Annotated in this window: 5 protein-coding genes; 3 read left to right on the top strand and 2 right to left on the bottom strand. The window is 62.6% G+C overall.

Annotation, left to right across the window (positions count from 1 at the left end; genetic code table 11):
* Positions 1-114: 114 nt before the first annotated feature.
* Both PST29_RS03660 and PST29_RS03655 read right to left on the bottom strand, forming a co-directional pair.
* On the bottom strand, positions 115-1,608 hold the full coding sequence (locus PST29_RS03660) for a CoA-acylating methylmalonate-semialdehyde dehydrogenase (RefSeq protein WP_060837399.1): 1,494 nt from the start codon (positions 1,606-1,608) through the stop codon (positions 115-117).
* A gap of 74 nt (positions 1,609-1,682) precedes the next feature.
* Entirely contained in the window at positions 1,683-3,032 is a 1,350-nt protein-coding gene (locus PST29_RS03655) for an aspartate aminotransferase family protein (protein WP_060842399.1), read from the bottom strand.
* A gap of 124 nt (positions 3,033-3,156) precedes the next feature.
* On the opposite strand from PST29_RS03655, the gene PST29_RS03650 reads away from it, so the two are divergent.
* The 3 genes from PST29_RS03650 to PST29_RS03640 all read left to right on the top strand — a co-directional run bounded on the left by PST29_RS03650 (position 3,157) and on the right by PST29_RS03640 (position 6,358).
* A complete protein-coding gene (locus PST29_RS03650) occupies positions 3,157-4,077 on the top strand; it encodes a LysR family transcriptional regulator (RefSeq protein ID WP_060837397.1) in 921 nt (306 codons plus the stop codon).
* A gap of 130 nt (positions 4,078-4,207) precedes the next feature.
* Entirely contained in the window at positions 4,208-5,602 is a 1,395-nt protein-coding gene (locus PST29_RS03645; RefSeq protein WP_060842398.1) for a uracil-xanthine permease family protein, read from the top strand.
* An 87-nt stretch (positions 5,603-5,689) separates the two neighbouring features.
* On the top strand, positions 5,690-6,358 hold the full coding sequence (locus PST29_RS03640) for a TetR/AcrR family transcriptional regulator (protein WP_016966688.1): 669 nt from the start codon (positions 5,690-5,692) through the stop codon (positions 6,356-6,358).
* Positions 6,359-6,360 lie beyond the last annotated feature (2 nt).

The raw sequence follows: 6,360 nt of genomic DNA, 5'->3' as shown, positions 1-6,360 counted from the left end.
ATAGACCTGTAGAATCTGCCGTCAACACATATTTTCATAAATCTGTCATATCGGTCAGAAAGCCCATAAAAGCAAAGGCCGGCCCATGAGGGCCGGCCTTTGCTGCTTCACAACTTACAGGCTAGGGAAGGCGAACTGCGAGGCTTCATGGCTGGCACGTTGCGGCCAACGCTGGGTGATGGCCTTGCGGCGCGTGTAGAAACGCACCCCATCAGGACCATAAGCATGCAGGTCACCAAACAACGAGCGCTTCCAACCACCGAAGCTGTGATAGGCCACCGGCACCGGCAGCGGTACGTTGACGCCCACCATGCCCACTTCGATCTCGTCGCAGAACAGGCGCGCCGCTTCACCGTCACGGGTAAAGATGCAGGTGCCGTTGCCGTACTCGTGATCGTTGATCAGCTGCATGGCCTCTTCCAGGCTGTTGACCCGGACGACGCACAGCACCGGCCCAAAGATCTCTTCCTTATAGATGCGCATTTCTGGGGTGACACGGTCGAACAGGCAGCCACCGAGGAAGAAACCGTCTTCGTGACCGGCCACGCTCAGGCCACGACCATCCACCACCAGTTGCGCGCCCGCGGCAACACCGTCCTCTACATAGCCACTGACCTTGTCACGCGCTTGCGCGGTAACCAGCGGTCCCATGTCCAGACCGCAGGAAGTGCCGGCACCAATCTTCAGCGCCTTGATCTGAGGCACCAGCTTGGCAACCAGAGCATCGGCCACTTGATCCCCTACGCACACGGCTACCGAAATCGCCATGCAACGCTCACCACAGGAACCATAGGCTGCGCCCATCAAAGCACTGACGGCGTTATCCAGATCGGCATCGGGCATCAGGACCGCGTGGTTCTTCGCCCCGCCCAGCGCCTGGACGCGTTTGCCGCGCTTGGTGCCTTCGGCGTAGATGTACTCGGCAATCGGCGTCGACCCTACAAAACTCAGCGCCTTGACTTCCGGCGCCTCGATCAGCGCATCCACTGCGGTCTTGTCACCGTGCACCACGTTCAGCACGCCCTTGGGCAGACCGGCTTCATGCAGCAGCTCGGCGATCAACAGGGTGGAACTTGGATCGCGCTCGGATGGCTTGAGGATGAAACAGTTGCCGCAAACGATGGCCAGCGGGTACATCCACAGCGGAACCATGGCTGGGAAGTTGAACGGAGTGATACCGGCCACCACGCCCAGTGGCTGGAAATCGGACCAGGCATCGATGTTCGGCCCCACGTTGCGGCTGTACTCGCCTTTGAGAACTTCCGGCGCGGCACAGGCATATTCGACGTTCTCGATACCGCGCTTCAGTTCACCAGCCGCGTCCTCCAGCGTCTTGCCGTGCTCCTCGCTGATCAGCTGGGCAATGCGAGCCTCGTTCTGCTCCAGCAGTTGCTTGAAGCGGAACATCACCTGGGCGCGCTTGGCCGGTGGCGTATTGCGCCAGGCCGGGAACGCGGATTTGGCAGAATCGATGGCTTGCTGGATGGTTTCACGGCTGGCCAGCGGCACTTTATGAATCGCCTTGCCAGTGGACGGGTTGAACACGTCGCTGCTACGGCCGTTGTCGCTGACCAGCTCGCCGTGGATCAGGTGTTGAATCAGACTCATGCGGGGACTCCTGAAAGGGGGGAAGGCGCAGGCACGAAACGCTTCATGCCTGCTTCTATATAAGAGGGATCGAATCAGTCGAGCTTGTTCAGCACTTCGCCAACCGCGTCGAACAGACGATCGAGGTCTTGCGGCTTGCTATTGAAGGTTGGGCCGAACTGCAGGGTGTCGCCGCCGAAGCGCACGTAGAAACCGGCTTTCCACAGGGCCATGCCGGCCTCGAACGGACGCACGATCGCATCGCCGTCACGGGCCGCGATCTGGATCGCGCCGGCCAGGCCGAAGTTACGGATGTCGATCACGTTCTTCGCACCCTTGATGCCGTGCAGCGCATTCTCGAAATGCGGAGCGACTTCAGCCACGCTCTGCACCAGGTTTTCCTTCTGCAGCAGATCCAGTGCCGCCAGGCCCGCCGCACAAGCCACCGGGTGCGCCGAGTAGGTGTAGCCGTGAGGGAATTCCACGGCGTACTCGGGAGTCGCCTGGTTCATGAAGGTCTGATAGATCTCGGTGCTGGCAATCACCGCGCCCATGGGAATGGCGCCGTTGGTGACCTGCTTGGCCACGCACATCAGGTCCGGGGTCACGCCGAAGCTGTCGGCACCGAACATCGAACCGGTGCGACCAAAGCCGGTGATCACTTCGTCGAACACCAGCAGGATATTGTGCTGGTCGCAGATTTCCCGCAGACGCTTGAGGTAGCCCTGTGGAGGCACCAGTACCCCAGCGGAACCGGCCATCGGCTCGACGAAGACCGCTGCAATGTTGGAAGCGTCGTGCAACTCGATCAGTTTCAGCAGCTCGTCGGCCAGGGCGATGCCGCCCTGCTCCGGCATGCCCCGGGAAAACGCGTTACTGGCCAACAGGGTGTGCGGCAGATGGTCGACATCCATCATCGCCTGGCCGAACAGCTTACGGTTGCCGTTGACGCCGCCCAGGCTGGTGCCGGCGATGTTCACCCCGTGGTAGCCACGGGCACGGCCGATCATCTTGGTCTTGGTCGACTGGCCTTTCAGGCGCCAGTAGGCACGCACCATCTTCACCGCGGTATCGGCGCACTCGGAGCCGGAGTCGGTAAAGAACACATGGTTCAGGTTGCCCGGAGTCAGGTCAGTGATTTTCTCCGCCAGCTGGAACGACAGCGGATGGCCGAACTGGAAGCCTGGCGAGTAATCCAGGGTGCCCAGCTGCTTGGATACCGCTTCCTGAATCTCCTTGCGCGAGTGACCGGCGCCGCAGGTCCACAGACCGGACAGCGAGTCATAGACCTTGCGCCCCTTGTCATCCACCAGCCAGCTGCCTTCGGCGCCGACGATCAGCCGCGGGTCACGCTGGAAGTTGCGGTTGGCGGTGTAGGGCATCCAGTGAGCGTCAAGCTTGAGCTGACTGGCCAGGGACTGAGGAGCGGTTTCCGGCATGTTCATGAGCAAAACCTCGCGAGGCAATGAAGCGGCATAGGAACAAAAGCGTTGTTGCGACTAAGTTGCCACGGCTATAAAGTCGGTGAAATCCAACTTTAATAACCTTCAGTCTGGCCCCCACTAAACTATGAGCAGCCGTCGAGCCGACCCGCTGGCGCAAGTCAGCGACTTTGATATCCGCCTGCTGCGGATCTTTCGCAGCGTGGTGGAGTGCGGCGGCTTCTCGGCCGCAGAAACCGTACTCGGCATCGGCCGCTCGGCCATCAGCCAACAGATGAGCGACCTGGAACAGCGCGTCGGCCTGCGCCTGTGCCAACGCGGACGCGCCGGTTTTTCCCTCACCGAGGAAGGCCGCGAGGTCTATCAGTCGACCCTGCAACTGCTCAGTGCCCTGGAAAGCTTTCGCACCGAGGTCAACGGCCTGCACCACCATCTGCGGGGCGAATTGATCATCGGCCTCACCGACAACCTGGTGACCCTGCCCCACATGCGCATCACCCACGCCCTGGCGCAACTGAAGGAGCGCGGGCCGGATGTGCAGATCCAGATCCGCATGATCGCCCCCAGCGAGGTCGAGCAAGGGGTACTCGACGGCCGCCTGCACGTCGGCGTCGTGCCCCAGGCCAGCGCCCTGTCCGGGCTGGAGTATCAGCCGCTGTACGACGAACGCTCATTGCTGTACTGCGCGGTGGGCCACCCGCTGTTCTATGTCGACGACAGGCAACTGGACGACCAGCGCCTCAACGACCAGGACGCCATTGCCCCGACCTTCCGCCTGCCGGCGGAGATCCAGGCCCATTACCAGGCGCTGAACTGCACCGCCAGTGCATCCGACCGCGAAGGCATGGCGTTCCTGATCCTCACCGGACGCTACATCGGCTACCTGCCCGACCACTACGCCGCTCTCTGGGTCCAACAAGGCCGGTTGCGCGCCCTCAAGCCCAAGTCGCGCTTCTATGACCTGAGCCTGTCTTCGGTCACTCGCAAGGGACGGCGCCCCCACTTGGTGCTGGAGAGCTTTCTGGAGAGCCTGGCGGCGACTCGCTGAATCCCCGTCCGGCCCCGGCAAAGCCGCGCATTCAAAGGCCCGGAGCGATATTTTCGACAATAAACTGATCACTTGAACAGCTTTTTGCACAGACCCGGGCATCCAGAACCCTCAGCCCGAGTTCCATGCCATGTCGTCCGACCCTTCCCGCCCCACTGAACTGATCTACGGCCTCAACGACCGCCCGCGTCCCCCGGCCGCGCTGCTAGCCGCCCTGCAGCATGTGCTGGCCAGCTTTGTCGGCATCATTACCCCGCCGCTGGTCATAGGCTCGGCCCTGGGCCTGTCCACCCACCTGCCCTACCTGATCAGCATGGCGCTGATGGTGTCCGGGGTCGGCACCTTTATCCAGGCACGTCGCCCCTGGGGCATCGGCGCCGGAATGATCTGCCTGCAAGGCACCAGTTTCGCCTTCCTGGGGGCGGTGCTGGCGGCGGGGTTCCTGGTCAAGCACAGGGGCGGCAGCCCGGAAGACATCCTGGCGATGATCTTCGGCGTGTGCTTCTTCGGCGCCCTGGTACAGATCGTCCTCAGCCGCTTTATCGGGCAACTGCGAAGGGTCATCACCCCCCTGGTCACCGGCATCGTCATCACCCTGATCGGCATCAGCCTGATCAAGGTCGGCATCACCGATCTGGGAGGCGGCTTCAATGCCCCGGACTTCGGCGCCCCGGGCAATCTCGGCCTGGGCCTGCTGGTGCTGCTGACCATCATTGTGCTCAACCGCAGCGACACCCCGTGGATTCGCCTCAGCGCCATCATCATCGGCCTGGCCCTGGGCAGCCTGGTGGCCTGGTTCAGCGGCAAGCTGGCGCCCCAGCCCCTGCCCGACCTGCCGTTGATCAGCCTGCCGCAACCCTTCAAGTACGGTTTCAGTTTCGATTGGAGCGCCTTTGTCCCCGTCGCCCTGATCTACCTGATCAGCACCCTGGAAACCGTCGGCGACCTCACCGCCAACTGCATGCTGGCGCGCCAGCCCATCAGCGGTCCTTCCTATATAAGTCGGCTCAAGGGCGGGGTCCTGGGGGACGGCGTCAGTTGCCTGATCGCCGCCACCTTCAGCGCCTTTCCCAACACCACCTTTGCCCAGAACAACGGCGTGATTCAGCTGACCGGCGTGGCCAGCCGCTTCGTCGGCCTGTACATCGGCCTGATCCTGTTCTGCCTGGGGCTGTTCCCGCTGATCGGCGCGTTGCTGCAACAGATCCCCAAACCGGTACTCGGTGGCGCCACCCTGGTGATGTTCGGCAGTGTCGCCGCCGCCGGGGTACGCATTCTCGCCCAGGCGCCCCTGGACCGGCGCAGCATGCTGATCATCGCCACGTCCTTCGGCGTCGGCCTGGGCATCGCCGCACAACCGAACCTGCTGCACCTGCTGCCCCAGGTGGTGCAGACCCTGTTCGACTCGGCAATCACCAGCGGCGGCCTCACTGCACTGCTCATGTGCCTGCTGCTGCCGGAGGGCAAAAGCCTGCCGAACGACATAAATCCGGCGCCGGAAAAACCCGGCCTGAACGCCCGCTGAAGCTTTTGTCGCACCAAGGCTTGTCTGATCCACGTGGGTGCGCTATCAACGCACAGGTTGCACCCACAGACTTGCTCGGAAACCTCCATGACCTTTGAAGTCCCCGCCCACAGCACTCCTCACCCCGGCAAACCCGCCAGCCGCATTCGGCAGAAGAATGAAGAGGCCATCATCCAGGCCGCCGAGGACGAGTTCGCCCGTCACGGCTTCAAAGGCACCAGCATGAACACCATTGCGCAGAACGCCGGGCTGCCCAAGGCCAACCTGCACTACTACTTCACCAACAAGCTGGGGCTGTACATCGCGGTGCTGAGCAACATCCTCGAACTCTGGGACAGCACCTTCAACACCCTCACCGCCGAGGACGATCCGGCCGAGGCCCTGACCCGCTACATTCGCGCCAAGATGGAGTTTTCCCGGCGCCAGCCCCAGGCCTCGCGGATCTTCGCCATGGAAATCATCAGCGGCGGCGAATGCCTCAGCGAATACTTCAGCCAGGACTACCGCGCCTGGTTCCAGGGCCGCGCCGCGGTGTTCCAGGCCTGGATCGACGCCGGCAAGATGGACCCGGTCGATCCGGTGCACCTGATCTTCCTGCTCTGGGGCAGCACCCAGCACTACGCCGACTTCGCCACCCAGATCTGCCGCGTCACCGGCCGCAGCCGCCTGACCAAGCAGGACTTCGAAGCGGCCGGCAACAACCTGATCCGCATCATTCTCAAAGGCTGTGGCCTGACTCCCGCCCAGAAAGACTGACG

It is taken from the genome of Pseudomonas sp. St29 (assembly GCF_001547915.1).
Classification (GTDB): Bacteria; Pseudomonadota; Gammaproteobacteria; order Pseudomonadales; family Pseudomonadaceae; genus Aquipseudomonas.
The sequence above is the reverse complement of the archived record's forward strand: the minus strand, read 5'-3'. Positions and strand labels throughout refer to the sequence as shown.

What these genes read in the sequence shown, in the direction of transcription:
- PST29_RS03660 (WP_060837399.1), bottom strand. Translation starts at nt 1,608, where the DNA reads ATGAGTCTGATTCAACACCTGATCCACGGCGAGCTGGTCAGCGACAAC.
- PST29_RS03655 (WP_060842399.1), bottom strand. Translation starts at nt 3,032, where the DNA reads ATGAACATGCCGGAAACCGCTCCTCAGTCCCTGGCCAGTCAGCTCAAG.
- PST29_RS03650 (WP_060837397.1), top strand. Translation starts at nt 3,157, where the DNA reads ATGAGCAGCCGTCGAGCCGACCCGCTGGCGCAAGTCAGCGACTTTGAT.
- PST29_RS03645 (WP_060842398.1), top strand. Translation starts at nt 4,208, where the DNA reads ATGTCGTCCGACCCTTCCCGCCCCACTGAACTGATCTACGGCCTCAAC.
- PST29_RS03640 (WP_016966688.1), top strand. Translation starts at nt 5,690, where the DNA reads ATGACCTTTGAAGTCCCCGCCCACAGCACTCCTCACCCCGGCAAACCC.